Raw genomic sequence first — 26,308 nt, forward strand, 5'->3', positions numbered from 1 at the left:
ATGAAGTTCATGCGTCCGGTGGCCCTGGCTGCCCTTGCTACAACCCTTACAGCCCCCGCTCTGGCCGAAAGCCAGCAAACCATTTACCTGAACCCGTTCGCCGGTTACCAGTACTTCGGTGACAAGCGCGATCTGAGCGAAAGCGACACCTACGGTGTGGGTATCGAATACCGCTTCCGCCCCCATTGGGCCGTAGAAGCTGTGTACTCCCGTGCCGACGTAGACCGCAAATACGTGTCCGGTGAATCTGATTTCGATGAAATCCGTGTCGACGGCCTTTATTACTTTGCGAGCCAGGACAAAGCATGGAACCCGTACGTTTCCATGGGTGCCGGCCACGCAGACTTCGAAGGAGGTCCTGTCCGTACAGCCGGATCCAACCACGACGAAACCCGCGTTAACGTGGGTGCCGGTGTCCGTTACAACATCAGCGACATGATTTCTCTGCGTGCCGACCTGCGCGAATTCCACGGTATTGATGAAAGCACCTTCGACACCATGGCGTCTCTGGGCTTGAGTTTCGCGTTCCACCGTACCACTGCCAAGCCAGCTCCGGCCGACGCTGATAACGATGGCGTACCTGATACCCGCGACCAGTGCCCGAACACTCCGGCTGGTGTCCAGGTAGACAGCACCGGTTGTGAGCTAGACAGCGACAATGATGGCGTAGTCAACAGCAAAGACCAGTGCCCGAACACTCCGGCTGGCGCACAAGTGAACAGCCGCGGCTGTGAGCTGGACAGCGACAACGACGGCGTGGTCAACAGCAAAGACCAGTGCCCGAATACCGCTGCCGGCGCTGAAGTGGACGAAAACGGTTGTGAAGGTGTTACCGACACGATCGAAACCATCAACCTGCGTGTTCAGTTCCCGCTCAACAGCTCGGTGATTGACGACGCCTACGACCTGGAAATTCGCCAGGTAGCTGACTTCATGGAAGAGCACCCGGGCACCACGGTTGAGATTGCCGGCCACACCGACAACACCGGTAAAGCCGAGTACAACCGCTTCCTGTCTCAGCGTCGCGCTGAAGCCGTTGCTGAGCGTCTGGTATCCGCACTGGGTGTTGATGAAGATCGTGTCAGAGCGGTTGGTTACGGTGAGGTTGAGCCGATTGCCACCAACGACACCTCTGCTGGCCGTGCCCAGAACCGTCGTGTAGAAGCCCGCATCCAAGTGCTCCGCTAAGACACTTTGATTCGGTCATACCAAAGAAGGCGCCCGAGGGCGCCTTCTTTGTTTCTGCCATTCGTCATTAAGTTGCCTTAACCGCATCCAGCAATATATTTCGGGGCGTTAACGAACGCTCGCAGAACACCCCCACATCAACCCGATAGCCCTGCTCTTCCAGATACACCGCATAATCCAGCACTAACCAAAGTTCGAGCGGCCGCCGGAACAGATGACGAAGCAATTCATGCCGACGCACCTGTCGGGATCGCTTCTGCCCAGCCGCCAGCCAGCAAGGCCAGTCAACCTCTGCGGGCAAAACCACGCGCTTCTTGTCCGCCGCCCACCGGCAAAACGCCTCGAAACGACCACTGTTCAACCGCGAAGGATGCGACGGCACAGGCAAATACCGCCCGGATTCAGACAAGCTTCGTTGCAGTGCATCGAAGCCCAGCCGCCAGGCCCGTATACGGGCCGATTGGGCACGCTCCCGAGCCGGGGCCGTCACCGTTTCTTGCACGGCCAGCCTGAGCCCTGCCCGATCCATTTCGAGAACGTTGTGAGCATCGCGGGCCTGCTGAGACAGCAAACCGTAGGCTCCGCGGCCTCCGAGGTGATAACAGCAAGGCGACACACTCAACCGGGCCAGACCGGCTTCACTGCCGGCAACCAGCAGCTGGCGATGCAAATCACCACACGCATGCAAAGCGGCACCATGATGAACGGCCGGCCAGCGCAGCTGGTCTGACATCACATCCTGCTGTATGACACTCACCGGATCGCCATACCTGGCCGCAAGACGATTGCCGTCTTGCACCAGCTCCGCGTCCCACTCGAAGCCGAAAACCGCTTCAGCCCCCTGCCCGACCAGCGTGCGCGCCAGGTGCCCCTTGCCACAACACCAGTCCAGAACGCGGCTGTTCAACGGCGTAACGGATACCGCGAAGGCACCGGCTTGCAGGCGCTTTCGGCCGGGCATATCCACCGCCTGAACTTCCTGCAAAGCGGCCTGCGGACCTCGCTCGTAGCCGGGCAATTTCGGCAGAGAAACTAACTCGTCATAATCTGCTAATGCTGGCACAAAACGAGCAACTTCTTGTGCAAACGCTGACGCACGCTCGCTCCAATCGTCGCATTCCGCGTCTGACAGTTGCTCAAGCCAATTTGCCAGATCGGGATGCTGCTGACACCAGTCCGGCGCAGGTTCCATGAACGGCACAGGCCGCCAAAAGGCTTCATGGCTGAGCAGCCAATCATTCACCGCCTGCCATTGCCGAAAAAACGATGTGGAAATATCAAAGCCCTCCGGCAAAACGGCCCGGACGGAACGCATCCAGCGGCACCGCCGGTTCTTCACCATCAATCACCTGGGCGATCACCGCCGCACTGCCAGCAGACAGCGTCCAGCCAAAGGTGCCATGGCCGGTATTCAGGAACAGGTTGTCGCGGGGCCCTTTACCAATAATGGCCGGGCCGTCTGGCGTCATCGGGCGAAATCCGGTCCAGGTTTCAGCGGCATCCAGATCGGCACAACCGGGGTAACGGGACTGCACCGATTTTTTAATGGTGGCAATCCGGGCCTCCGGAATATCTCGATTAAAACCGGCCAATTCAACAAACCCGGTTGCCCGCAAACGGTCGCCCAGCCGGGTTGAGACCACCTTGAAATTGTCGTCATGAACCGTTGCCGAGGGCGCTTTATCAGGGTCACTCAGCGGTACGGTAATGCTGTACCCCTTGATCGGATAAATGGGCAGCGTTAGCCCCAACGGCTTGACCAGCTCCGGCGACCAACAGCCGGCAGACACCACCACCGCATCCGCCTCCAAACGTTCGGGTTTACCGCTGGCAGAGCGGAACTGAACCGCGTTAACACGCTTTTGATCCGCCAGCAGGGCTTCTACTTCCACCTCATAACGGAAGGTCACGCCCAGGTCTTCACACACCTTGGCCAACGCCCGGGAAAACAAATGACAATCGCCGGTGCCATCGGTGTCATACCTCAAAGCACCGTAAAGCGGCCCACCGCCTGTCATACCCGGCTCCACTTCCCGGACCTCTTGCGGCGAAAGCAAATGCGAGGGCACCCCTACTTCGTTCAGAAACTCGTGGGTCTTGCGCAATTCGTCCAAAGCGTCGGGGGTACTGGCCAGATGCAAAAGCCCGGCATGCTGACCGTCAAATGCCAGATCGTGCTCTTGCTCAAGTGCCAAGAACCGCTCACGGCTAAAGGCCCCCAATTTCAACATGGCCCGCTTGTTGAGCCCGAACAAGCCGGGAGACCAGGCGTAGCGAAGGGTTGCCAACATGAATCGGGTAGCCGCGAGCGAAGGGGGCATCCGCATTTTCAGGGGGCCATCGGTTTTCAGCAGCCAGGGCAACGCCTTGAACACCATCGACGGGTCCGCCCAGGGATACACCACACCGTAGGAACGCTGTGCGGCGTTGCCTTTGCTGGTTTCATTTCCCGCCAGCTTGTGGCGTTCCAGAACCGTTACCTGATGACCGCGTCGTACCAGTTCTCTGGCTGTCGTTATGCCAACGACACCGCCTCCAACAACCACAATATGCATGGTGCTCTTCCCCTAATCACCGCTTCTGAATTATCGCCCTACTCTCTTCGCTCGGTGCAAACTGGTAAACTCGACCATAGTCGCTCTCAGCATAGCACCCACTCAACTTCCGAGATGGAGTCAGGACACCGGACATGAGCAAAAAACGCCGCGAAATTCCCGTATTTGACCACCCTATTATCGAGACCCACTGCCATCTGGATTATCTGAAAGATCGTCCTCTGGAAGACACGCTCGATCAAAGCCGGCAGGTGAACATCGAAAAGGTCATCACCATTGCCGTATCGCCCGATAACCTTGCCGCGGTCCGGGAACTCAGCCAGATCAAAGACTGGGTGTACGGCACTCAAGGTATCCACCCTCATGAAGCCGAAACATACAACGATCAGGTAGAGGGAGAAATACGTACCCATGCCCAAGACGAGAAGATCGTTGCCGTGGGCGAAATAGGGCTGGACTACTTTTACGACAAAGCCGACCGCGCCACCCAGCGCGAGGTGTTTCGTCGCCAGCTGCAGATCGCCTGTGACAGTGACCGGCCGGTGGTTATCCACAGCCGTGAAGCCGATGATGAAACCATCGAAATTCTGAAAGAGTTCGAGCAGTCCCTCAAACGCCGGGGCGTGATCCACAGCTTCACATCCGGCCCGGGGCTGGCGCAGTATGCATTGGATCAAGGCTGGAACTTAGGCTTTAATGGTATTACCACGTTTAATAAAGCGGAGAACGTAAGGGATATCGTTCGCATGACGCCAATCAGCCAGATTCTGCTCGAAACCGACGCCCCGTTCCTGACCCCGGTGCCCTACCGTGGTAAAGAGAATGCGCCGTTCTACCTGCCTTTTGTCGCCGAGAAAATTGCAGAGGTGAAGGATTTGCCTCTGGAAGAGGTTATTGTTCAGACCTACCAGAATAGCCTACGGACGTTTTTCCCCGAGCGATGATCAAACGCATTCCTATCGCTGCGTTGAAGGTCGGGATGTACATCACCGACCTGAACAATGACTGGATTCCCCACAACACCCAGCGCAAGCGCGGTGTGATCCGGAACGAAGAAACCGTCGAAAAAATTCGCGCGATGGGCGTGCAGTTTGTATACATTGATGCTGAAAAGGGGCGGGATACCCAAGACTACGAAACCGCCTCAGAAGTGGATAAGCGCAACGAAGATGCTCTACAGAATGTAGGCGAACATAAGCCCGGGGTTGCTGCCAAAGTCCCGCTCGAGCAGGAAATGGAGACTGCAAAGGGCATACACACCCAGGCGCAAGGGCTGGTAGACAGTTTCATGGGCAACGTTAAAATCGGTGCCGCCGTTGATATCAGCCCCATCCACAAGCTGGCTGACGATTTACAAAATTCGGTGATCAGAAACCCCAACGCGCTGGGGTGTCTGGGCCGCATCCGCGACAAAGACAACTATTTGCTTGAACACTCCGTTAATCTGAGTGTGTTGATGACACTGTTCGGGCGATACCGAAAGTTATCTGCGGACGTTCTGCACCAAACCGTGGTGGGTGCCCTTCTACACGATTTGGGTAAAATCCTGACGCCAGACGATATACTGCACAAACCCGGCAGGCTGACGGCGGAGGAGTTCGAAGTAATGAAGCTCCATGCCCGCCAATCCCGAGACATTCTGCTTGCGACCGAGGGTATCGGAGAACTCACGGTGATTACTGCTGCGCAGCATCACGAACGCATCGACGGTACCGGCTACCCCGAAGGCCTAAAAGGCAATGAGATCTCTACCTACGGGCGCATGGCGGCCATTGCTGATGTCTACGATGCGATCACCGCTGATCGCGTTTACCACAAAGGAATGACCCCGACTCAAGGTCTGAAAAAATTGTTGGAGTGGAGTGGTTCACACCTCGATACCACTCTGGTTCAAGAGTTTATTCACTGTGTTGGGCTGTACCCGGTAGGCTCTCTGGTGTTGCTGGAAAGTGGCCGGCTAGGCATTGTTACCGAACCAAATGAGCACGACTTGCGCCTACCGGTTGTACGGGTGGTCTACCACACCAAATTCCGCTCGCCGATCCCGGTCACCAGCGTTGACCTCGCTAAACCGGGTAATCAGGACAGAATCAAACGAGCGGTGGATCCCAAACTATACAAAATTGATGTGGATAAGTTTCTGGTTTAGCCCAGTGACAGAAAGACCCCCATCAGCACGGGCGACAGGAAAGACAGCAAGAAGCCCGAGGCAATGGCCACCGGCACACACGCCAAGCCACCACTGCTGCGAATCACCGGCAGGGTAAAGTCCATAGACGTAGCCCCCCCATAGCCGATTGCCATGGCCGGGCGGGCGCCAATCACCACCGGAATCAGTGCCAGAGCAATAATTTCACGCAGCACATCGTTGAGAAACGCAACTCCGCCCCACGCCGGCCCCATGGCGTCGCCGATCATAATTCCAGACAGGGAGTACCAGCCGAATCCCGACGCAATCGCCAGCGCCTGATTCCATGACACTCCCAGCCAAGGCGTAAGCGCCAGCCCGGCGATCAGCGAACTCGCCCCCATTGTCAGCGCAATCCCAAGACCCTGACGGTTCATTAACAGCTTACGCAACGACAAACCGGCATTGCGAAGCTGAAGACCAATCAAAAACAACAGCAGCATCAGTGCCCAGGTGGCGACATCTTCAACCATGGGCAACCCGGAGAACCAGAAATAACCCAGAAATCCCCCCACAACCACTGCCAGCAATGGTTTCAGGCCCGCCATGAACAGCCGGCGGTAGCTCGGTTTTGCACTGTCTTCGGTAGGGCCGATGTCGAGCGGAAGAAAGTGATGGAACAGCCATAGCGCCGCCAGATTTGCCACCAGCATGGCGAGTACCAATCCGGACACTTGGTAGGCCATAGTGCCCAGATGCGTAAGCAAGCCTTCCATTTGCCCAAGGCCAAGCCCGAGCAAAACCAGAATGAAATACACCAGGCCTTCCACAAGGTAGTGAATCACCGTCATCAGGCGGCGATTGGAAAGGGCGAACGCAAAACCCAAAAACAACGGGGCCAGAATCAGCAAAGCGCCGGTCAGCATAACAGCCTCTGAAAAACAGACATCAAAAAGAGAGCAGGCAGACGAACGTCTGCCATCGGAGAAAAAACTCAGTGAAGCTTATTCGCGGAGCGGTCCTGAACCAAAACCCAAGGTGCAACCACCACAGCCCATAACTCGCTGTTTTTTTCGTACCAGGCCCGGGCAAGATCCGGCGAAACATCACCGACCGAACCTGCGGCCAGCCATTGCTCGAACTGTGCTTTGTTGTCCGCGGTCAGCTCGGCCGCCACCTCAAGAAGATCCAGCTCTGGCTCAACGCGCACCACGTGGCCCCGGGCGTAATACGTCTGCAATTCATGCCAATGAATGCGAGAGGTTTCCAGATTAAGTTTGGCTTTCAATTCGTCCGGCGATGACATGCAATCCTCGATAAATCGTGCGCTTGTTTCAAAGCGGACAGCCTATATCAAAATGCGGCGCTTCGCACCTGAGACCAGCGTCACCACGGGGCCGGAATCAGGCATGCGCCTGGTGTATCCGGCGAATCTCATCCGCCAGCGTCATCGGATCAAACGGCTTTGGAATCACGCCCAGCGCACCCAACGACAGGTATTCATCAATTTCTGTTCGCTGAATCCGGGCCGTCATGAAAATTACCGGCGTGTCTTGCGTCGCCTCGATCTTGCGCAATTCCTGCAAGGTCTGGGGACCATCCATTTCCGGCATCATGACATCTAAAAGGATCAGATCCGGTTGAAAGTCCGGAGCGACCTTGATGGCCTCGGCACCAGAGCTGCACAAGGCGATGGAAAAACCTCCGACATCCTGCAAAGCCAGTTCCGCGATGGCCCGTATGTCGGCATCGTCTTCCACATACAACACTTTATTCAAATCGTTTTCCTTATAGGGCATCACTCGGCTCCTCCTTGACGAACTCGCTTCTATCCAAACCGAGCTGGCGCAACAAGCGCTGGCACTCTGGCTCCGCTTGGCGATCCTCAGCAATCAAGGCGGCAGCGCGCATAATGATCGGACCGTCCCGGTGGTTGTCGTGTGATAAAAAATGCACCGCACCGATCAATTCCCGTAAACCCAGAGGGAATTTCCAGTGCACCTTCAAACGGTTGCCGTACTCCTCGGACCAACGGGCCAGGCACTGCTCGATCTCGGCGTCCTCCAGTGATCCGCCGGCGGTGTCGAACTGATTCAGGACTTTAAGCACCGCCATTTCACCCAAACGACTCAGCAACCCGGCACTTCGAAACATGGTGGATACATTGCCCAACCGCGTTGCGATCTGGTTTGCCTCCCGAGCGACCCGAAACGACATGTCCTGATAGCGGTCAGCGAATGCTTTGAGCTCTGGCCGGACCAGTTTGGCACTCACATCCAATGACAACGCCAACGCCTGACTCAAAGCCATGGAAACGCCGATGCTGGCGATTGCAGCCCTGAGCGACTCCACCGGTTTGCCTGTCCGCCTGAACGAGTTGCTGTTGGCTACATCCAGAATCCGGGCCGTTAATCCGATCTGCTCGCGCCAGCGCTCTGCCAGTTCCGAGGCCGACAGTGTGTCGGCCCGGCCGATCAGTTCGATTATGTCGGCCGGATCCAGGTCGGTGGGCAACTGCACCACCGTATTCGAAGACCGGGCCATATACTCATGTACGGAAGCGTTTTCAACACGGTGAGCGGGAATGAGATCAGCCAAACGGCGATGCAGAAGCTCCACATCCAGCGGCTTGGTAACGTACCCACTGATGCCATAGTGGGCCGCTTTGATCACCGACTCCCGATCCGTGCGCCCCGACACGATGACAACGGGCACCACCGAATCGGTTTTTCGAATCAGCTTCAAAAACTCCAGGCCCGATCCGTCTGGCAACTCCCAATCCACCAGAAACAACCCATACGGACCTTCTGCAAGACGTTGTTTGGCCTCGGTCAACGATCGGGCCAGGGTAACATTCAAGCCACTGAAACCGGCTACAATGGTTTCAACCAATTCGCCGACAAGCTCGTCGTCTTCCAGCACCAACGCTTTCAAAGGCGTTCTCCTCAATCATCCTGATTTACGTCCTGGCGCTCATACAGCGTCACACCATTACGCCCCGCCTGCTTTCGTGCGTAAAGCGCCTGATCGGCAGCCTCGATAGCCTCACTCGCTAATGGAAAATCGTTGATCGCGGCAATGCCCGCGCTCATGGTCACCTGAAAACTGTCATCGCCCGTCGTAAACACCAGCTCCGAGAATCGGATCCGGATATCGTCGATTAACTCAGCGGCTTCCTCGGGATCGCAATGGGGAAGCACCACCAAAAATTCCTCGCCGCCGTATCGCCCGATGGTATCGGACTCTCTGAGGCGATTGCGTAACAGGTGCGCCAGGGTACGAATGACGACATCCCCCTGCCCGTGACCCCAGGTGTCATTTACCCGCTTGAAATGATCCAGATCCAACATGACCACGCAGGATAAATTGCCGGTTCGACGACACCGGGCCAGCTCGCGCTCGACTTCCTGTTTGATCAGTGAATGTTTGAGCAAACCGGTCAGGCTGTCGCGGTTCATCAAATCGGACAACTGGCGGGCGCGATAACAGCGAATGCGGACAGAGCGAACCAGGTATTCGTCCGTGACCGGCTTTACCAGGAACTCATCAGCCCCCTTGGCCAGAGCATCCAGTTGGGTTTCCGGATTATCTTCTGACGACAAATACACAATCGGCAGCCCCAACCAACGGGGCTCGTAACGTATCATTCGAGCCAAAGTGACCCCGGAGTGGGCGCGCAACTGCACGTCCATCAAAACGATATCCGGCTCAAAGGCCGACAAGGCCGACATCATCTTCGCAGGGTCAGACACCAGCGTGGCTTTCATCCCGGCGTTGTTTAACACCAGACAATAACGCTCACCCAGTTCCTTATCATCATCAACAATCAACACACGACCCTGCGGCCGGGCGCCACGCTCCAGTGCAAGCGACTCGATGCGTTCCGCCAGCGCAGGCAAATCCAGAGGTTCGCTGAAATACGCCGTCGCGCCTTGTTCTGCAACTCGATAAAGGCTCTCAAAGGTATTTTGGCGGCCGGTCCCTACCACTGGAAAACGCCGATGCTCGTTCTTTTCAAGGTGGGCTGTGCGAAAATCGAGGACATCACCCAAGTCGGAGTCCTGACACACAAAAATAGTGGCACCCGAACGCTGCTTCAGATCTTCAATGGCCGCCTGCGGATCTCGTAGCGACACCACCTCGGTGGCGAAACCGTACCCGTGAAGATCCGCCATCAAGCCCGACAGGTAGCCCGCGTCATGCGCCAGCGCCATTACCTGAACCTGCATGCCATGAGAGCCTTTATAGGTATCCATCGGTTGCTGGGACTGCGCATCAACGGGCTTAGCCTTCGATTGAGAGACACCCTTTTGAACCAGTGCCGTCAATTCGTGAATCTGCATCGCCACATCGGCCGGCAGAGCCACGGAGCCCTCATGCCCACTTATTTTCCGAGCTTTCGCTTCAACCACGGGTTTAAGCTGATTCTCGATCGAACGGGCCGCTGAACCAAGTTCAGGTAACCCAAACGTACCCGCAGACCCTGCCATCCGATGCAGCAACTGATAGCATTCCACCAAATCGGTCCGGCTTAATTGCTGTTGCTCGATCTGGCGGGCAAAATGGCCCAAGGTTTCTACGTCTCCCTGTGCCCGCTCCACAAAACGGTCCTGCAACAGTTTCAGGCGTTTTTGAAGTTGATCATTGGCTGCGGTGGTCAAAGCATACCCTCACCAGTTCATTCAGCAGAAGAATTCCACTATCCTCACTTATGTAAGCATGTTTTCATCATTACGACCACAACGATAAGAGTCTTCCTTGAAAACACTAAACTTGGGTACCCGCGTTGTCCTGATTACCAGCCTGAGCATTATTTTCAGCGTCTGTCTGATTTTGTTTATTGCATACGGCCGACTACTGAAAGACTTTGAATACATTTTGACAGAGCGGCAAACACTTCAGGCCAGCTCGATCGCCAGTCGTGTCAATGAGGAACTATCTATACGACTGAATGGCCTGGGCGCCTTCGCCAGCACGCTCACCGACGGTGAAAACTTGCTGCCGATGGAACAACTCCGATTTGCGATTGGGCGACAACCGGGCCTGGAACAATTGTTTCAGGGCGATTTGCTCATTTTTAACAGTAACGGCGTAGCCATTTCTGAAAACCGGTACGTACCGAACCGACTGGGCACTTCCTATGCGGATCGGTCTCACTTCAAACGCGCCATGGCATCCGACATGCCGATTGTCAGCCGTCCGATTATTGGCAGACGAACCGGATTGCCCCTGCTCTCATTTCTGGCTCCCATACGGAGCGACGAAGGCGATCTGTTGGGTCTGGCCGGCGGCACCATCAATCTGAAACAACGGGGTATCCTTCCGAATGATCTCAACCCCGAACCCGGCACATTGCTGAAAGTGCTCGATACCGGTCACTTCATTCAGGTTGATGCATTGAAACCAGGTTTGCCTGCCCCAGACTTACCGCCGCCTGGTTCGGACATACTCGTTGATTCAGCCTTGTCCGGGGTCAATGCCGGGGTTGTGACCGACCGGGCCGGAGAACGTTGGGTGTACGCAACCCAACACCTCGACCGGCTCGGCTGGCTGATTCTCAGCGCGGCCCCCTATGCCCAGGCAACGCAACCCGCCAAGGCGTGGTTTCAGAACTTCCTCTGGGCCAGTATTGTGGTCATGGTGCCCTTACTGTTTTTCGCGTATCTCCTGACCCGAGCCGCAACCCACAGCCTCAGCAGCATGTCTGAGAAAATCCACGAGATGACCACAGACAATGCATCAAACACCCGATTGAGCATCACCGGCACAACCGAAACCCGAAACCTCGCCAACGCATTCAATGCCATGATGGACGAACGGGAAGCCTTGGACACGCTCAAAAGCCAGTTTGTTTCCAATGTCAGCCATGAACTTCGCACCCCGCTTACGTCTATCAACGGGTCATTGAAATTAATGAACTCCGGGGCGACAGGTCAACTTCCCGACAAAGCCAGCGCCTTGATAAAGGTTGCTCTGCGCAATGGCGAACATTTACAAGCACTGATCACGGATTTACTGGACTTTGACAAGGCGGTATCGGGCAAACTGAGCATTCACGCCACCCTGACTCCGGTCGCAGAGGCAATACAAAAAGCCTGCGAGGGCAACCAAACCATGGCAAACCAATACGGCGTCAGGCTCTCGCATGAACACACGGACAGCTTGACTGCCTTTGCCGACCCTAAACGGCTACGGCAAATCCTCAACAACTTCATCAGTAACGCCATCAAGTACTCACCCCGGGACGGGTTAATCAGGGTGAAAGCAAAAGCCACTCCGACGGGCTATGTCCGTATTACTGTTACCGACCAAGGCGACGGCGTGCCCGAACACTTCGTACCGAATTTATTTCAAAGATTTGCACAGGCCGAAGTCGGATCATCCCGGGCCAAATCCGGCACGGGTCTGGGGCTGGCTATCTGCCAGGAACTGGCCGAGCTCATGGGCGGTCGCGTAGGTTACTTTTACGATCACGGTGCCCACTTCTGGCTTGAGCTACCTGAAAACACTCCGTCTGCGAGGAAGCCATCATGAAAGCGCCTGACTACCCGTCAAACGAAGCCAGCCGCCTCGCTGCACTCCAATCGACGCTGCTACTGGACACCCCGCCGGAGGAGCGCTTTGATCGCGTTACCCGCCTTGCCGCACAGCTGTTCGACGTGCCGATTTGCCTGGTATCGCTGGTCGATTCCGACCGTCAGTGGTTCAAATCCTGTTACGGTCTTGATGCGTCTGAAACCGGGAGGGACATCTCGTTTTGCGGACATGCCATTCTCGGCCCCAACGTTTTCGTGGTGGAAGATACACTCACAGATGAACGCTTTGCCGACAATCCTCTGGTCACGGGCGGCCCCAATATTCGCTTCTACGCAGGCGCGCCGTTGGCCGATCTGGAAGGCTACCGTTTGGGCACCTTGTGCCTGATTGACAGCACACCAAGGACTTTTTCAGAAAAGCAGCAGCAGGCCTTGCGGGACTTTGCGGATGTCGTGGAACGGGAATTCCGCTATCAGGAACTCAACAGCTACTACGCGGACCGTACACGGGCGCTCAACATCCTCAACGACATTGCCCTGAATACGAGTGGCAACACGGACAACCGGATTGAGCGCGCGCTGGCCATCGCCTGTCAGTACCTGAATATCGATACCGCCATCGTCAGTCAGATCGAAGGTGAGGCTTACACCATACTCTGGCATCACGAGCGGCAAACGCCCTCGCTGGAAAACGGCCTGACACTACCGCTGGCCCAGACCTATTGCGCCATTTTAATGAATCAGCCCGACGTATTGGCCATCGACCATATGGCCACTTCGCCCTATCGCGACTTGCCCTGTTACCAGTTGTTCGGTTTGGAGAGCTATCTGGCGGCTCCCATCTGGGTGAACGGTGAAGCCGTTGGCACCCTGAATTTTTCCTCAACCGAGCCGCGGTTACCGGGTTTTTCCGAAACCGAGAAAACCTTCGTCAGCCTGCTCGCGCGCTGGGTGGCCGACCTTATTCAGCAGCAAGACCAGGCGGCGACGCTCGACAAGCTGGTCTCCAATGCCCCCGGCATGCTCTATCAATACCGCCTATGGCCTGATGGCCATAGCAGCTTTCCCTACACCAGCGAGGGCATCCGGAGGATCTTCGGCCTGACCGCCAACGACGTTGTTGACGACGCCACGCCCGCATTTAAACGCATTCACCGCGAGGATATGCAAAGGGTATTCGAGTCTATCCAAAGTTCAGCCGAGACTCTCGAACCATGGGAAACACGATATCGCATTATGACCCCAGCAGGCCACTGGCGCTGGATCGAGGGTAAAGCCAACCCGGAGAAGCTGCCCGAAGGCAGCATCTTGTGGCACGGCTACATTGTCGATATTGATGAGCGACAGAAGAACGAAGAGATGAAAAACCAGTTCGTTTCGACCGTCAGTCACGAGCTGCGAACACCACTCACCTCGATTGCGGGTTCACTAGGGTTGATTCTTGGCGGGGTCACCGGCGACATTACTGAAAAGACCCGAAAAATGCTAAACATCACGCGCCGTAACGCGGATCAACTCCGCGCGCTGATCGACGACCTTCTGGATATCGAGAAGCTCGCCAGCGGGAACATGCTGATCGTTATGGAGCAGCACCCCATCGCGGATGTCGTCTCAACCGCAGTCGAACACATACAGTCTTACGCGAACCAAAAACACGTTCAACTGCGCCTGAAAGAATCATCCACGGGCCTTGAAGCGAACATAGACCCGCAACGCTTTCAGCAGGCGATCGCCAATTTGCTGTCCAATGCGGTGAAGTTTTCGCCCCCTCACGAGGACGTGACCATCGAAATACGCCAAACGGGCGATCAGGCAATGGTCGAGGTTTCAGACAAAGGCACAGGCGTTCCCGAAAGCTTTCGGGAGCGTATTTTCGAGAAGTTTGCGCAAGCGGACGGTTCATCTGCCCGGGCAAAAGAAGGCACAGGCCTCGGCCTTGCGATCACCAAGCAGCTTATGAATGCGATGGGCGGCGATGTCGGCTACGAGTCTGAGGAAGGGGCCGGAGCGATGTTTTGGCTTTCAATACCCATACAAGGCCCGGCCGATAACGAGTAACCGAAGCAGGCGGGTTACCTGCTTCGGTTCAGGGTCATGCCGATTTCAGCATTTCACGCACGACGTAGTGCAGAATACCGCCGTGCATGAAGTACACCGCTTCATTGGCAGTATCGATCCGTGACACCAGGTCACAGGTCTTGGTGGAGCCATCCGCATAGGTCACCGTCATGGTGAGGGTTTGGCCCGGCTTGATGTCGCCAGACAAGCCTTCAATGCTGATGGTTTCTTCACCGGTCAGCTTCAAGGATTGACGGTTTTCGCCTTCCGGGAACTGCAGCGGCATCACGCCCATACCAATCAGGTTGGAGCGGTGGATCCGCTCATAGGACTCCGCCACCACGGCCCGGACACCCAGCAACCGCGTACCCTTGGCCGCCCAGTCCCGGCTGGAACCGGTGCCGTATTCCTTACCGGCAATAACCACCAACGGAGTGCCTTTCTCCTGATACTTCATGGCGGCGTCATAGATCGGCATTTGCTCACCGGTCGGTATGAATTTCGTGAAGCCGCCTTCAACGCCGTCCAGCATCTCGTTGCGGATGCGCACGTTGGCGAAGGTGCCACGCATCATCACTTCGTGGTTACCCCGACGGGATCCGTAGGAGTTGAAGTTCTTCGGCTCGACACCGCGCTCCTGCAGGTATTTTCCGGCAGGACTGTCCGGGCTGAACGAACCCGCGGGCGAAATGTGATCTGTGGTGACTGAATCACCCAACATCGCCAGAATGTGTGCATCCTTGATGTCTTGCACCGGCTCGGGCTCGGGCCCCATGCCTTCAAAGAATGGAGGATGCTGAATATACGTCGACTCCTCAGACCAGTTGTAGACCTTGGTTTCCGGCACATCGATCGCCTGCCAGGTGGCATCACCATCGAACACGGCGGCGTATTCGCTGCGGAACATGCCGGTTTTCACCTTCTCCACCGCTTGCGCCACTTCCTCCTGAGAGGGCCACAGATCCTTCAGATACACCGGATTGCCATCCTGATCTTTACCCAGCGGATCTTCGTGCAGGTTCACCCGCACGTTACCGGCCAGCGCATAAGCCACCACCAAGGGGGGCGAAGCCAGCCAGTTGGTTTTCACCAGCGGATGAATCCGGCCTTCGAAGTTCCGGTTGCCTGACAACACGGATGCCACGGTGATATCACCATCTTCGATGGCTTTCTCGACCGCATCCGGCAGCGGACCGGAGTTACCGATACAGGTTGTGCAGCCGTAGCCCACCAGATCGAAACCCAATTTGTTCAGGTCATCCTGAAACCCGCCAGCGTTCAGGTATTCGGTTACGACCTTGGAGCCCGGAGCCAGCGAGGTTTTCACCCAAGGCTTGGTTTTCAGGCCCTTCTCTACGGCCTTTCGTGCCACCAAACCGGCCGCCATCATCACGCTGGGGTTGGAGGTGTTGGTACAGGAGGTAATGGCTGCAATCACCACCGCACCCGGGTCCAACCGGGTTTCCTGACCGTTCAAGGTCAACGGCCGACTGCAGGGGTGGTGGTAACTCTTATCCACACCCACGGCGGTTTGGCCGCCTTCAGATTCGAGCTCGGCATCGCGCTTTTCAGGTGCGTCAGGACCGCCTTCGTTGGTTTCCATCAGCAACTCGAACGCCGCTTTCATGTTTTTCAGGGCAACCCGGTCCTGAGGCCGTTTCGGTCCCGCCATGCTGGCTTCAACATCGCCCATGTCGAGCTCTAACGTAGCGGTGTAGACCGGTTCGTGGCCCGGCTCCCGCCACAAGCCCTGCGCTTTGGCATAGGCTTCAACCAGCTCAATCTGTTCATCGTCCCGACCGGTCAGGCTCAAATACTTCAAAGTTTGCTCGTCTACCGGGAAGAAGCCACAGGTAGCGCCGTATTCCGGTGCCATGTTGGCAATCGTAGCGCGGTCTGCCACGGGCATGTCTTTCAGGCCATCGCCGTAGAATTCGACAAATTTACCGACAACGCCCTTCTCACGCAGCATTTCCACCACGGTTAATACCAGGTCAGTAGCGGTAATGCCTTCGCGCAATTTGCCGGTCATTTTGAATCCGACCACTTCCGGTATCAGCATCGACACCGGCTGTCCCAACATAGCGGCTTCCGCTTCGATGCCACCAACGCCCCAGCCCAAAATACCAAGGCCGTTGATCATGGTGGTGTGGGAGTCGGTGCCAACCAGCGTATCGGGGTAGGCAACGGTTTTGTCACCGTCCTGCTTTTGCCAAACGGTTTTACCAAGATATTCCAGGTTTACCTGGTGGCAGATACCGGTTCCGGGCGGAACCACACGGAAGTTATCAAAGGCCTGCTGACCCCAACGCAAAAATTCGTAGCGCTCCTGGTTGCGCCGCATTTCGATCTCGACGTTCTTGCCAAACGACGAGGCAGAACCGAAGTCATCCACCATCACCGAATGGTCAATCACCAGATCGACCGGCGACAACGGGTTGATCAGGGCCGGATCCCCCCCGGCTTTCTTGACCGCTTCGCGCATGGCGGCCAGATCCACCACACCGGGCACACCGGTGAAGTCCTGCATCAGCACGCGAGCCGGGCGGAACTGAATTTCAGTGTCGGATTTGCGGTCTTTCAGCCACTGCACCATGGCGTCGATGTGGGAACGATCAACGGTAACACCGTCTTCGTTGCGCAGCAGGTTTTCCATTAACACTTTTAACGAGAAGGGCAAACGCTGCAGATCGCCCAGAGATTCTTCGGCCTTTTTCAGACTGTAATAATGAAACGTCTTGCCACCGGCATCGAGGGTGGAGAGAGTACTCAGACTGTTGGAACTTGACGATTTATTCGACATGCGTTGCCTCCTCTAATTACGCTCTCGATTGTTTCCTTATCCTTAACTATCGCACTGAAAACTCAGACTTCAACCGTGTAAGATCCGCCTATTGACAAAGAGTTCCAACTCTCCACCGAAATGCCCGGTATACATTGGGTAAAACCCGCGTTTGTCGCCAAACGTCGCCAAATTGCAAATAACTTAATCTCGCCAAGCCACTCACGTTTTTTGCTTCGGAGCATGCGATGGTTCGGTACATCTGTCATTATTTGTTCTGAGCTCTGACGGACCAGGACATTAGCCTTGAAACACGATTGTCATTACCACCCGGGTGACCCCGCAAAATGGCACTGCAGCGAATGCCAGATACACTACTGCAGCCGCTGCATGCCCGATGCCGATACCCGCCAGCGCCAAGGTCTGTGCCCGAAATGCAGCAAGGCCATGCGCTATTTGGGGGCCGCCACCGAAGTGGTGCCCTTCTGGCAAAGAATTGGCGCCTTCTTCCGCTACCCGTTCCATAGTGACCCATTGATCGTGATTGCCATCTGCACGCTGGTGCCGGTTGTTGCGCCGGCAAATCTCATCGGGTTGATCATTTGGGTGGTTTTGGCGCTGGCGTTGTTCAAGTACACCTACGCGGTCATCAATCGAACAGCCGAAGGGCACTTGAAGCCCCCTCCGGTGTCGGAAGCGTTTTCAGGCAGTGGCTTCAACATCGTGATTCTTCAGCTGCTGGTGTTTGTGTTGATGGGGGCCTTGGTAGCCGCCGCTGCCATGCTCGGCGGCTCTATTTTGATGATGCTGGCCATCGCCTTTGTGGTGCTGGGCTTACCCGCCAGCATTATGGTTCTGGCCATGGAACGCTCGGTTGGCGCGGCAGTAAACCCACTCAACCTCGCCGTGCTTATTTCCCGCATCGGCACGCCGTATTTCTTGCTGTACGGATACTTGATCCTGCTGACACTGGCCTCGGGTGCCGCTCAGGATTTTGCGGTGACTCACTTTCCCTTATGGGTGGCGCAGCCTTTAGCAGGCTTTTTAAACAGTACATTCACGCTGATTCTTTTCCACATGCTGGGCTACCTGCTGTTTCAATATCAGGAAGAGCTGGGCTTTGCGTCGGATATTCAGGATGAAGACGATCTGGCCGGCCGCCAGCACCGGGACCGTTCCAGCCGACTGGATGCGGATTTGGATATGAACATCAAAGATGGCAACTACGACCGTGCGCAGGCGATCCTCAAGGACGCGCTCAAGAAAGACCGGAACGATCCGCGCCGGCTGGAGCAGCTTTACCTGCTACTTACGGCTCGCAACGATGTGTCAGAGTTGTACCGGTATCATCCGAGATTGATGGCCTGGCTGGCCGGGCGTAACGATGGTGACGCGCTGAACGAGCTGATCAGATCACTGCAGACGCTGGAACCCAACTTTCAGGTGGACGATGCAGAACTTGCCTTGAGCTGCGCCACCGCCCTTTACCACAGGCAACATTTCAAACCGGCGCTTCGGCTACTGCAGGATTTCCACAAGCGCTTTCCGGACAGTGAACAATTGGCTCCGGCCTATCTGCTGGCAGCCCAGGTACTGGCGAACGGGCTCCAGCAGTGGGAAAAAGCGGGCGCGTTTGTTACCTATGTTCAGAAACGCTGTAACGGTCATCCGGCCCATCAGCACATTGATGTCTGGTTAGAGCAGGTGAATAACCGGGAGCCACTGAAAGGCCCGAAAGCGAGTTTCGAGATCGCCGAATAGCAACACGTGCAGGGGGCCTGGCGCTCAGTTCAGGCCCTTCAGTAGCTGACGGTAGTGCCGGGCTTTCGGCTCCATCTGCAACTTATCATACTCGCTCACCAACAGTTGGCAGGCCTCATACACCATTTCCGGTTCGGCCCGCGTGCGCATCCGTTCAAACGCTTTCTCGGCGGCTTTCAGATCGCTGTTCTTCAAGCTGGCAAACAACACCCGGTTGTGGTCTTCTCCGGCCAACGGATGATGGGCTTCGCCCTTGCTGAGGTACTCCTGCCAAACCGACACCAGTTGTTCCGGCTGACGGCGGGCCAAAGCATCCGACATCAACTCGGTGGTTCGGTCTCGGTAAGCCGGCAGGTCGGGCCGCAGCTTGGCAAGCTGATACAGATGTTCCAGCAGGATTGAACGCTCAGGATAATGCTCTCTGAGCGCCTCGAACTGGCGCCGGGCCTGGTCAAACTCCATCCGCCCCAGACTCGCCATCGCCTGGGCATAACCCGCCGTAAACCGGGCATCCTGTTCATCGGGCTCTGGCTCATAGAACTCTTCTTTCACCTGCAACCAGCTTTTACCCAGCAGCCACACCAAGCCTGCGCCGGCTATCAGTCCGCCCGCGTGGGCCATGTAAGCGACACCGGTGGCACCGGCGAACCAGTAATCGTAAATTTCCTTGCCCAGCCACACCGGCAACATGGCAATGGCCGGCGCGCGGAAGTAGTTGAAGTAGACGCCCAGAAAATAGAAGAACCGGATCTTCTGCAGGCCGTAAATGGCCACGTACATACCCATCAAGCCAGAAATGGAGCCCGATGCGCCCACCAGCGGGATCTGGCTGCCGGCGGAAAACGCAGTAAACACCAAGCCCGATAAAGCACCGCACACCAAATACGCCACCAGAAACCGCCCCGGCCCCAAGGCTCTCTCGACCGTGAACCCCAGCAGGAACAGGAACAACAGATTACCAATAATGTGCCCCCAGCCACCGTGCAGAAACTGGTAGCTGATGAGGGTATAAAGCGACAGTTCGGCGGGTACCAAACCCAGCTGAAACGCACTCATCTGACTGATCCACTGGTCTTCTATCGCCGTGCGCTGCTCTACCCATAACCGGCGTTCGGCGGGTGCCCAGATGATGTCGGTGTTGTCTTGCAGGTATTGGTAGTACTCCCGGTCCATCAATAAGGTAACCGCTTGCCAGAGCTGATTGTTTTGCTCCTGAAGCTGTTGGAAGTCCTGCAGTTCCAACACGCTCTTCTGATCACCTTCGAAGCGGATTTCCCGTTGCAGATAGTCTTCATAGGCCGGCGCTTCCAGCGCAAGCAAGCCGCTCTCGATGTATTGCTCCAGCGCGTACTCCAGCTTCTGGTCGTCGCCGCCCTGATAAAAAAGGAACACCAGCAAGCAGGCCATGATCAGGCTTAGCGTTACCCACGGTGGGCGTTTCCAGTTAACGGCGTTCTCGGCGGGGATAATCAACATAGGCGGTCACTATTCATCACAATCGGTCCTTGATAGGCTGTTTTTTTACCACAGCGGTGCCTTATTTTCGCGGTGTAATGTCATCAGGCGGTCATACAAGCACCCTTCAATGGGTAGCCGTACCCGCGGATCTTGTATCGACTATTCGCCAATTGCTGTTATTGCTCTATAACTAAATAGTACCTGAGCAATAACAAAAAGAACCTGACTTTGATTGCAAGGATACTGCAGATGACGACTCTCGTTTTAGACAACCCTGAAATGCTGGCTCAAGCCGCGCTGCTTTCCGGATTTAACGCAGCCCAGCAGTGTCAGGAGGCAAGTCGCCCTCACCGCACTCGCTTTCATTACGGTTTCAACAAGCACACGCTGGATGAGGCAGATACCGAGATTCTCAAACAGCACGCTGCCTATCTGAAGCGCCACCCAGGCACGCGGGTAAAAATTCACGGTCACTCCGACAATTTTGGCTCTGGCGACTACAACCAGTTTCTGGCCCGCCTGAGAGCCCACTCCGTGGCGAGATTGCTAACACAGGAAGGGGTTTCCCCGTCGGCCATGATCATGGCGACCTGGGGTGCTGACCGGCCTCTGGCACGACCCGAGGACCGCGCTGCCAATCGCAGGGTTGAGTTGGAGTATCTGTCTATGGACATCGCTCAGGCGCTTTAACGCCTGAAATTAACCTTCACAGATACAAAAACGGGGCCTGACAGCGGCCCCGTTTTCATTTTGCCCGGTTTTTAACCGTAGACCGTGCCCACGTTCCACAGCAGTAAAATCGCCGCGATCAGAATCGACAGCCAGGTCAGTACCATTCCGAACAATCGGGCCATGTGGGTTCTGCCCTTTCCTTTGATCATGCCGAAGGCATGCAGGATTCGCCCTACCACCAACGCCATTCCGGCCCAGTAAATCCAGGTTGATGACACGCCGTTCAATTCGGCAATGGCCAACATGATCAATCCGAGCGGAGCGTACTCCACCAGATTCGCGTGAGCTCTCACGGTGGCCTGGAATACGGGGTCGTCGTTTACCCCCATACCAATCTGATACTTCAAGCGGAATCTGACCGCCAGCACGGACAGAACCAACAATAAAATGCCTAAGACCGCAGCAAAGACAGCCGTAACGGGTATGATCATGTCAGCCCTGCTTTATCTTGTTGACAACAGCGAGTAAAAGCACCGCACCGGCCGTCGCTGTCACCAGCTCGCCAACCATACTTTTCACCGCAAGCCCGAGCAGGCCGAAAACCACCCCGCCAATAACCGAACCCACTATACCAATACCAATGTTGGCGAGTACGCCAAAACCTTTACCTTTCATGATCAAACCGGCCAGCCAGCCAGCAAGACCACCAATAATCAGAAACCAGATCAGACTCATCTAGCGGTTCTCCTGTCGTTTAGTCGTTCAACCGTATGTGCCAAAGACTGCCCTGTTTATTGAGGCGGTTCAAGCAGTTCCGGAAGTGCCCGACAACTCGTCTACGGCCTCGGCCATTTGCTTATGACAACGTTCCATCAGGTCGTTGACATCCGCGTTGGTTAAACCTGCCGTTTCAATGGGTGGCAGTATGCGGACCGGCACTGCGCCGCGGCGGCCCAGCAAACCTTCGGTTTTGCCGTGGTAGTTGGCTACGCACACCATGGTGATTGGCGCACCCGCGGCAATGGCCATGTGAAACGCGCCTTTTTTAAAGCGCCCGAGCCCCTGCCCCCGGCTTCGGGTGCCTTCGGCAAACACCCAGATGCTTTTACGGTCTTTGTTAATGGCATCACTGGTGGCTTTCATGATGGCCACGGCTTTGTGGGACTGGCTTCGGTTAAGAATGATGTTGTCTCCTAACCAGAATACCTGGCCGAAAAACGGAATCCACAACAATGCAGACTTACCCACGGCAACGGTCCGCGGCGGCAGCAGATCACCCACCACCATCAAATCGTCGTTTTCCTGATGATTTGCCACAATCACGGTAGGCCGGTCTTGCGGCATGTTCTCGGCGCCATACAAAGGACGCTCCATGCCCAGCAGCCGCCGACAAAAACGAGCAATGAACCCGGCTAACAAACGGTTGTTGTCCGGGTTAAAAGGACGTGCCAGATACAGCACCAATGAAAATAAACAGATAACGGCAACCGACAACCATGCCAGTATTTTTCGTACGACACCCATACTGTGTTTCCGGATCTCAAAAATTTTGGCGTACAAGTGTACGCCAAATTATAAAGTCGCAACAGTATTGTTTGGCCCCTTTCGAGGCGTGGGGCGCGCCTGTACAACGTAGCGCAAGGGCCCTCTGGCATCCAGGGTTTCAAAGGGATAACAGGTAATTAACAGCACCGAGTCCGCGGCAAGCTGGTGGGTATCTATCGTCTCCGTACGACTGTCTACAATGCTCACATCGGTGACCTCATACTGCCGCCACTGCCGGTTCTGGTTTTGCACTCGCAGCTGAAAGCCGGGTTGGATATTTTGCAAATGACGGAAATGGGTATCGCGATGGCCAGCCAGAACCAGCGGGCCACGCTCACCGCCAAACACCCGCCCCGGGCCGAAGGCCAGGCTTTCGCCGTGGCCGCCCTCCAGCACAATCATCGATACACCCAGCTCGGGCAATTCCAGCTTTGCCACCGGCCAGGTATCGGCCCACGGCCAGGGCCGCTGCTCTGTTTTTTGGGCCTGGCTGTCTGACCACGCTCTTTCCAACAGCTCCTGAGCAACCGCTGCCTTGAACGGTATCCATAATCCGAACATCAGCACGATCAGCGAAGCGCTGGCCAACAGAACCAGAAAACGCGTCATGCGGGCACCCTCCGGCTCAGCAACAATGTGGCCAGTGCAAACATCAGCCCAAGCAACCCCAGGGCACTGAGCAGCGGCCAGAAAGTGGCCGTTTGCGGGTATCGCAACATGCCGGCCCCGCTACCCGCAGGCAACAAAGTCGGTAACTGCTCACTTTCAAGGTTCTCAGAAGCTGGCCGAACCGGTTGCTCCTCCACGGCAACGAAGCTGGTGAAAGGCGACATCACCCGGTGCGCCATCGAGAGCTTGATGATGCTGGATTCATTTGGAGATTCTCTCTTCAGATTGGCCGCATCCATCAGCTCATCAATCCGGCCTCTGGCCCAGTGCCGGTTCAAGCCGGTGGCCGGTGCCGCATGGCTCAAATCCAATCGTGTGCTCCATCGACGACCGCCCGGTAATGTGCCCGACACTTCCAGCTCACCGGCCGCCGGCACGCCCGAAATCGTCTGCACCAAAGGCTGGCCACGGAAAAGATCTCCGGGCTTAGAGGGCACCGCATTCGGCGCGGTGCCTTGCGACGGCCAGCGCACCTCAATGTCGGTGAGCACGGGGGCCTCCATGGCGGAGAACAGCTTCTTCAACGCCTGATTCACCTCCCCGCTGTTGTGAATAGCGGTGTATTCTCCGCGGCCCCAACGAGCCGCCTCCCGCAGAAAGTGCATGTTCGGGGCCGAACCGATGCCTACTGTAAACAGGCGGCGGTCGTGCAAGCCGCGTCGAATCACTTCAAACAGCGCCGCTTCATTGCCCACGGCACCATCGGTAATAAACACCATTTGCTGCACCAACGCCTCTTCCGGGGCCTTATCCATACTCATCGCCAAGGCCAGCGCTCCAGCCATTTCGGTGCCACCGTCTGCCTGCAAGTTATGCACGTAATGGCGGGCCCGGGCCAGATAATGCCGCTCCGCTGGCACCGGTCGGGCAAACAGCGCCTGGGTCTGACTGTTGAACTGGATGACATTGAAATAGTCGCCCGGGCGCAGGGTATCGAGACCGCGCAGCAAAGCTTCCCGCGCTTGCACCATGGATTCACCCGCCATAGATCCGGAGGTATCGATCACGAATTGCAGTTCTCGGCGTAAAACCGGACCGGTGCTTTCCGGCGGCAACACCATCGCCATCAGAAAATTCTGCCCCTGCCACTGTTGGTGAAACACCGCCGCGGCCGGTTCCCGGCCTGCCAAGGCACGCCAGCGCACGACCACATCCTTGTTCATCAACACCCGATCACCTTCGGGGGTCACGGTTGCCCGTGTACCGTCGATATTAGAGTGCAGGCTATGGCTCGGACTGGTGACTTCAGCCAGCGGAAACCCGCTTTCAATGTCCAGTGCAATGGTTGCCCTGTGGCTTTGCGGCGATACATCGTCTGCACGTACCGTGAACGGGCTGATCTCGTGGGCATCGGGCACCTGATCCGTCGGCATGGCCCAGCCAGACTGCCAGTGCTTCGGAGCATCGGCGATGGTTTCACCCGGCATGTAGCGCGGCGTTAACGTCGTGGGCAGTCGCAGCTCAAACTCGCCGTGCCGATAGCTGACCGGCTGTTGATAGCGAATGTCTATCTGGACCGTTTCACCCGGTGGAATGTTGGCAATTCGACTGGTGAACAAGTTCGGCCGCTGCTGCTCAACCGTTGCGGCCTGATGGCCTTCGGCTTTGGCGTTTTCGTAGGTTTTGCGGGCTTGCGCTTTCGGTTCGAGACGCCCGATAACCCGGCGCTCGCCCACCGTCATCACCAAACCGTAGACCGTGGCCTTGTCCGGCAACGGAAACACAAACACGCCTTCTTGCCATTGATCGCTGGTGTTTTTAAAGCGTCTGATCAGCCGGGTTTGAGCCAGCAAGCCGGACACCTGCACCTTGAAGTCGCTGTCCAGAATCAACGCCGGCTGTTGCCAGGCGCTTTGCCCATTCATCAGGTACAGCTGCCCGGCTCCTTCTTCATTGCCTTCGCTGGCTTCGGCATACAACGGGTGCACAAACAGCATCATCAACACCGCCAGCCAGAGGCTGACACCTTCGGCAATACGCAGCCTTTTTCGGGCATCCAGTTTCGGGGTTAACCGGCGGGAGGTACTGAAACCGGCTCTGGCGGCCGGATTGGCAAACAGCGGTAGCAACATCATCACGTCATCCTTTTTGTGGCAGTGAGTGATGCCATTGCAACAGCCGGATACGACCTCGCCGTGGCAAAAGTGGGCAAACTGGCGGAAAACTATGATGAATTGTGGCAATCGCGCAGCCCTTACTTGAACCGGCCCTTGAGCATGCTTTAATGGGGCGACATATCGCTGAACGACGGGTTATGAAAAAACACATTGCACTGATAGAAGACGAACCAGGCATCCGCGACAACTACCGGGCCGCGTTCGAACGCCGGGGGTATCACGTTGCTACCTACGGCGACCGGCCCTCAGCCTGGCAGGTACTGCGCCAACGGCTGCCTGACCTTGCCATCATTGACGTTGGGCTAGGCGACGAACCGGAAGGCGGTTTTGCTCTGTGTCAGGCACTGCGTGACCAATCCGCAACCCTGCCTATTATTTTTCTGACCGCCCGGGACAGCGACATCGACACGGTTCACGGCCTGCGCCTGGGTGCCGATGATTACGTCACCAAAGACATGAGTCTGGACCACTTGCTGGCTCGGATTACAGCTCTGCTTCGCCGTGCCGAAGCCTGGGCCGAAGCTCTGCAAAAACCCGATGAGCTGGTGCAGCGCGGTCGTATGGAAATGAATGTGGATCGCATGACGGTGAGCTGGGAACAGCAACCGGTTGACCTGACGGTGACCGAGTTCTGGATGCTGCACTCGCTGGTGCAACACCCTGGCCACGTTCGAAGCCGCGAACAATTGATGGAAGCCGCCAGCACAGTGCTCGACGACAACACCGTGACTTCTCACATCAAACGCATCCGCCGCAAATTCGTGCAACTGGATGCCAGCTTTGACGGCATTCAAACCGCCTACGGCATGGGGTATCGGTGGAACGCTCGTGAGGTCTGA

At 56.4% G+C, this 26,308-nt stretch carries 22 protein-coding genes; 8 read left to right on the top strand and 14 right to left on the bottom strand.

Annotation, left to right across the window (positions count from 1 at the left end; genetic code table 11):
* Positions 1-1,188, top strand: a complete 1,188-nt coding sequence (locus tag Q9245_RS07720) for an OmpA family protein (RefSeq protein ID WP_305896584.1) — start codon at positions 1-3, stop codon at positions 1,186-1,188.
* A 67-nt stretch (positions 1,189-1,255) separates the two neighbouring features.
* On the opposite strand, the gene Q9245_RS07725 is transcribed toward Q9245_RS07720, so the two are convergent.
* Together Q9245_RS07725 and Q9245_RS07730 are read right to left on the bottom strand one after the other, a co-directional pair.
* Positions 1,256-2,503: a methyltransferase gene (locus tag Q9245_RS07725; RefSeq protein WP_305896585.1), complete on the bottom strand. Its 1,248-nt coding sequence runs from the start codon at positions 2,501-2,503 to the stop codon at positions 1,256-1,258.
* A complete protein-coding gene (locus Q9245_RS07730) occupies positions 2,466-3,743 on the bottom strand; it encodes a D-amino acid dehydrogenase (protein ID WP_305896586.1) in 1,278 nt (425 codons plus the stop codon). The genes Q9245_RS07725 and Q9245_RS07730 overlap by 38 nt, the downstream gene beginning before the upstream one ends.
* Before the next feature lie 134 nt (positions 3,744-3,877).
* Between Q9245_RS07730 and Q9245_RS07735 the strand changes: the two genes are divergently transcribed.
* A complete protein-coding gene (locus Q9245_RS07735; protein WP_305896587.1) occupies positions 3,878-4,687 on the top strand; it encodes a TatD family hydrolase in 810 nt (269 codons plus the stop codon).
* Positions 4,684-5,892, top strand: coding sequence for an HD-GYP domain-containing protein (locus Q9245_RS07740; protein WP_305896588.1), 1,209 nt, complete (start codon positions 4,684-4,686; stop codon positions 5,890-5,892). The genes Q9245_RS07735 and Q9245_RS07740 overlap by 4 nt, the downstream gene beginning before the upstream one ends.
* On the opposite strand, the gene Q9245_RS07745 is transcribed toward Q9245_RS07740, so the two are convergent.
* From Q9245_RS07745 to Q9245_RS07765, 5 genes are all read right to left on the bottom strand, one after another.
* On the bottom strand, positions 5,889-6,797 hold the full coding sequence (locus Q9245_RS07745) for a lysine exporter LysO family protein (RefSeq protein WP_305896589.1): 909 nt from the start codon (positions 6,795-6,797) through the stop codon (positions 5,889-5,891). The two genes, Q9245_RS07740 and Q9245_RS07745, sit on opposite strands and share 4 nt — an antisense overlap.
* Before the next feature lie 68 nt (positions 6,798-6,865).
* A complete protein-coding gene (locus Q9245_RS07750) occupies positions 6,866-7,177 on the bottom strand; it encodes a DUF2288 domain-containing protein (RefSeq protein WP_199005732.1) in 312 nt (103 codons plus the stop codon).
* A gap of 97 nt (positions 7,178-7,274) precedes the next feature.
* Positions 7,275-7,670 carry a response regulator gene (locus Q9245_RS07755; protein WP_305896590.1) on the bottom strand — a complete coding sequence of 132 codons (396 nt, stop codon included), beginning with the start codon at positions 7,668-7,670 and terminating at the stop codon, positions 7,275-7,277.
* Complete coding sequence (locus Q9245_RS07760) at positions 7,660-8,805, bottom strand: response regulator (protein ID WP_305896591.1); 1,146 nt, start codon at positions 8,803-8,805, stop codon at positions 7,660-7,662. Before Q9245_RS07760 ends, Q9245_RS07755 begins: the two co-directional genes overlap by 11 nt.
* Before the next feature lie 11 nt (positions 8,806-8,816).
* Positions 8,817-10,532, bottom strand: a complete 1,716-nt coding sequence (locus tag Q9245_RS07765) for a diguanylate cyclase (protein ID WP_305896592.1) — start codon at positions 10,530-10,532, stop codon at positions 8,817-8,819.
* A gap of 97 nt (positions 10,533-10,629) precedes the next feature.
* Here Q9245_RS07765 and Q9245_RS07770 point away from each other — a divergent pair, with 97 nt between their 5' ends.
* Together Q9245_RS07770 and Q9245_RS07775 are read left to right on the top strand one after the other, a co-directional pair.
* The gene (locus Q9245_RS07770) at positions 10,630-12,405 is read left to right on the top strand and encodes an ATP-binding protein (protein ID WP_305896593.1); all 1,776 of its coding nucleotides are present in this window, start codon (positions 10,630-10,632) and stop codon (positions 12,403-12,405) included.
* A complete protein-coding gene (locus Q9245_RS07775; RefSeq protein ID WP_305896594.1) occupies positions 12,402-14,465 on the top strand; it encodes a GAF domain-containing protein in 2,064 nt (687 codons plus the stop codon). The genes Q9245_RS07770 and Q9245_RS07775 overlap by 4 nt, the downstream gene beginning before the upstream one ends.
* Positions 14,466-14,499: 34 nt before the next feature.
* Here Q9245_RS07775 and acnA read toward each other — a convergent pair whose 3' ends face one another.
* Positions 14,500-17,268, bottom strand: coding sequence for an aconitate hydratase AcnA (acnA, locus tag Q9245_RS07780; protein WP_305896595.1), 2,769 nt, complete (start codon positions 17,266-17,268; stop codon positions 14,500-14,502).
* Between the two features lie 285 nt (positions 17,269-17,553).
* Here acnA and Q9245_RS07785 point away from each other — a divergent pair, with 285 nt between their 5' ends.
* A complete protein-coding gene (locus Q9245_RS07785) occupies positions 17,554-19,008 on the top strand; it encodes a hypothetical protein (protein ID WP_305896596.1) in 1,455 nt (484 codons plus the stop codon).
* Between the two features lie 24 nt (positions 19,009-19,032).
* On the opposite strand, the gene Q9245_RS07790 is transcribed toward Q9245_RS07785, so the two are convergent.
* Complete coding sequence (locus Q9245_RS07790; protein WP_305896597.1) at positions 19,033-20,484, bottom strand: rhomboid family intramembrane serine protease; 1,452 nt, start codon at positions 20,482-20,484, stop codon at positions 19,033-19,035.
* A gap of 231 nt (positions 20,485-20,715) precedes the next feature.
* On the opposite strand from Q9245_RS07790, the gene Q9245_RS07795 reads away from it, so the two are divergent.
* A complete protein-coding gene (locus tag Q9245_RS07795) occupies positions 20,716-21,156 on the top strand; it encodes an OmpA family protein (protein WP_305896598.1) in 441 nt (146 codons plus the stop codon).
* Positions 21,157-21,227: 71 nt separating this feature from the next.
* On the opposite strand, the gene Q9245_RS07800 is transcribed toward Q9245_RS07795, so the two are convergent.
* The 5 genes from Q9245_RS07800 to Q9245_RS07820 form a co-directional block, all read right to left on the bottom strand.
* Positions 21,228-21,629: an MAPEG family protein gene (locus Q9245_RS07800; protein WP_305896599.1), complete on the bottom strand. Its 402-nt coding sequence runs from the start codon at positions 21,627-21,629 to the stop codon at positions 21,228-21,230.
* A gap of 1 nt (position 21,630) precedes the next feature.
* Positions 21,631-21,873 (bottom strand): GlsB/YeaQ/YmgE family stress response membrane protein, encoded by a 243-nt coding sequence (locus Q9245_RS07805; RefSeq protein ID WP_133007138.1) that lies wholly within the window; start codon positions 21,871-21,873, stop codon positions 21,631-21,633.
* A 69-nt stretch (positions 21,874-21,942) separates the two neighbouring features.
* Positions 21,943-22,662 carry a 1-acyl-sn-glycerol-3-phosphate acyltransferase gene (locus Q9245_RS07810; RefSeq protein WP_305896600.1) on the bottom strand — a complete coding sequence of 240 codons (720 nt, stop codon included), beginning with the start codon at positions 22,660-22,662 and terminating at the stop codon, positions 21,943-21,945.
* Between the two features lie 48 nt (positions 22,663-22,710).
* Positions 22,711-23,292, bottom strand: a complete 582-nt coding sequence (locus Q9245_RS07815; protein ID WP_305896601.1) for a class GN sortase — start codon at positions 23,290-23,292, stop codon at positions 22,711-22,713.
* Positions 23,289-25,427, bottom strand: coding sequence for a marine proteobacterial sortase target protein (locus Q9245_RS07820; RefSeq protein ID WP_305896602.1), 2,139 nt, complete (start codon positions 25,425-25,427; stop codon positions 23,289-23,291). The genes Q9245_RS07815 and Q9245_RS07820 overlap by 4 nt, the downstream gene beginning before the upstream one ends.
* Positions 25,428-25,606: 179 nt before the next feature.
* Here Q9245_RS07820 and pdsR point away from each other — a divergent pair, with 179 nt between their 5' ends.
* Positions 25,607-26,308 (top strand): proteobacterial dedicated sortase system response regulator, encoded by a 702-nt coding sequence (gene pdsR / locus Q9245_RS07825; protein ID WP_305896603.1) that lies wholly within the window; start codon positions 25,607-25,609, stop codon positions 26,306-26,308.

Source organism: Marinobacter sp. MDS2 (assembly GCF_030718085.1).
In the GTDB taxonomy this organism is placed as follows: Bacteria; Pseudomonadota; Gammaproteobacteria; order Pseudomonadales; family Oleiphilaceae; genus Marinobacter.

Excerpts from the sequence above, each read along its gene's own strand:
- Q9245_RS07790 (WP_305896597.1), bottom strand. The coding sequence starts at position 20,484 with ATGTTGATTATCCCCGCCGAGAACGCCGTTAACTGGAAACGCCCACCG.
- acnA (WP_305896595.1), bottom strand. The coding sequence starts at position 17,268 with ATGTCGAATAAATCGTCAAGTTCCAACAGTCTGAGTACTCTCTCCACC.
- Q9245_RS07725 (WP_305896585.1), bottom strand. The coding sequence starts at position 2,503 with ATGCGTTCCGTCCGGGCCGTTTTGCCGGAGGGCTTTGATATTTCCACA.
- Q9245_RS07810 (WP_305896600.1), bottom strand. The coding sequence starts at position 22,662 with ATGGGTGTCGTACGAAAAATACTGGCATGGTTGTCGGTTGCCGTTATC.
- Q9245_RS07820 (WP_305896602.1), bottom strand. The coding sequence starts at position 25,427 with ATGATGTTGCTACCGCTGTTTGCCAATCCGGCCGCCAGAGCCGGTTTC.
- pdsR (WP_305896603.1), top strand. The coding sequence starts at position 25,607 with ATGAAAAAACACATTGCACTGATAGAAGACGAACCAGGCATCCGCGAC.
- Q9245_RS07815 (WP_305896601.1), bottom strand. The coding sequence starts at position 23,292 with ATGACGCGTTTTCTGGTTCTGTTGGCCAGCGCTTCGCTGATCGTGCTG.
- Q9245_RS07740 (WP_305896588.1), top strand. The coding sequence starts at position 4,684 with ATGATCAAACGCATTCCTATCGCTGCGTTGAAGGTCGGGATGTACATC.
- Q9245_RS07750 (WP_199005732.1), bottom strand. The coding sequence starts at position 7,177 with ATGTCATCGCCGGACGAATTGAAAGCCAAACTTAATCTGGAAACCTCT.
- Q9245_RS07745 (WP_305896589.1), bottom strand. The coding sequence starts at position 6,797 with ATGCTGACCGGCGCTTTGCTGATTCTGGCCCCGTTGTTTTTGGGTTTT.
- Q9245_RS07775 (WP_305896594.1), top strand. The coding sequence starts at position 12,402 with ATGAAAGCGCCTGACTACCCGTCAAACGAAGCCAGCCGCCTCGCTGCA.
- Q9245_RS07730 (WP_305896586.1), bottom strand. The coding sequence starts at position 3,743 with ATGCATATTGTGGTTGTTGGAGGCGGTGTCGTTGGCATAACGACAGCC.
- Q9245_RS07795 (WP_305896598.1), top strand. The coding sequence starts at position 20,716 with ATGACGACTCTCGTTTTAGACAACCCTGAAATGCTGGCTCAAGCCGCG.
- Q9245_RS07805 (WP_133007138.1), bottom strand. The coding sequence starts at position 21,873 with ATGAGTCTGATCTGGTTTCTGATTATTGGTGGTCTTGCTGGCTGGCTG.
- Q9245_RS07755 (WP_305896590.1), bottom strand. The coding sequence starts at position 7,670 with ATGCCCTATAAGGAAAACGATTTGAATAAAGTGTTGTATGTGGAAGAC.
- Q9245_RS07720 (WP_305896584.1), top strand. The coding sequence starts at position 1 with ATGAAGTTCATGCGTCCGGTGGCCCTGGCTGCCCTTGCTACAACCCTT.
- Q9245_RS07800 (WP_305896599.1), bottom strand. The coding sequence starts at position 21,629 with ATGATCATACCCGTTACGGCTGTCTTTGCTGCGGTCTTAGGCATTTTA.
- Q9245_RS07735 (WP_305896587.1), top strand. The coding sequence starts at position 3,878 with ATGAGCAAAAAACGCCGCGAAATTCCCGTATTTGACCACCCTATTATC.